General features: G+C 41.1%; 1 protein-coding gene. It reads right to left on the bottom strand.

Annotated features, from left to right (window positions below; translation table 11 throughout):
• A partial coding sequence (locus QN379_RS23390; protein WP_323507757.1) for a DsbC family protein occupies positions 1-674 on the bottom strand: 674 nt, incomplete at its 3' end.
• Positions 675-1,115 lie beyond the last annotated feature (441 nt).

Raw genomic sequence — 1,115 nt, 5'->3', positions numbered from 1 at the left:
TGCTCTAATTTTTTTTCAATCGTTTCGGCAGAAATAAAACCACTAATGCGGGAGCCATCGGGGAAAATCAGAACTGGCGTTCCACGAATATCGAAACGCCGCCCGACATCGAGAAGTTCTTGTAATGTTGAAGCGCAAAGGGGATTTTTTACAGGCGCCTTGCCATGCAACATCCATTCCCCCCAAACGGCAGAAGGATTTTTTGCGCATAAAATATTGTTTCCCTTTTCTCTTGAATTTTCAGACAAAAAAGGAAAAATAAATGTATGTACGGTCACGTTGTGGAGCTTCGCCAGTTCTGCTTCCAAACGTTTGCAATAGCTGCAGTTAGGATCTGAAAAAACCGTAACATGACGCTCACCCAAACCTTCAACTCGCTTAAATGATTTTTCCATTGGTAAGCTATTCCATAGATTATTATTTATAGCTTGATCACCAACGGATGGGATCGATTGAACCGACAATCTATTCCGACTTTTTTCAAGTAGTCCATACTGGGCTGAAGCCTGCAAACCGATTGCGCGCTTGCTATCGCTTTTTTTCAGTGCTCCAAAATTCCCCAGCTGTTTTGTATCATCATGCTGCAAGCCAACAGCGACGTTCGATCCCATTGCATACGGCATCACGCTAAACAGAAAAATTGCTGACACGGTGATAAGTCGATTGATGCGCATTTTGTAAGGCTCCTGTTGAGGTGAGCGATGATGAGGATGAGTGCTTCTACATCAAACTCGTTTTGCTCTGATTAAGTTGATGAGATGCAGTTTTACAGAGAAGCGATATTGGGAACATGGGATTTATCCCAAATGTGGATAGTATTTATAAAGTTGATTGCCTGTTCGCTGCATAGAATAGATACCATTTCCATATCCCAGCCAAAAACCACGCTTCCTTTATGAGCGCCATTTACTTCAAAAAAAAGCCAGAAAATACCTTCGAATATTCAACGCTTATTTTTTGTGAAAATCAGGTGTACAAGGAAGGATAAAAATTTGCGAATGGTTCTTGATTCGTCACTACTTAAACAACCTTAAGCACTCACAAGCAGCACCAAGCAACAGACAGAAAGTGGTTTTTGTATTGACGAGAAGAAAAAATGTATCGTCATCTATAGA

Source organism: Glaciimonas sp. Gout2 (assembly GCF_035018905.1).
Classification (GTDB): Bacteria; Pseudomonadota; Gammaproteobacteria; order Burkholderiales; family Burkholderiaceae_D; genus Glaciimonas.
The sequence above is the reverse complement of the archived record's forward strand: the minus strand, read 5'-3'. Positions and strand labels throughout refer to the sequence as shown.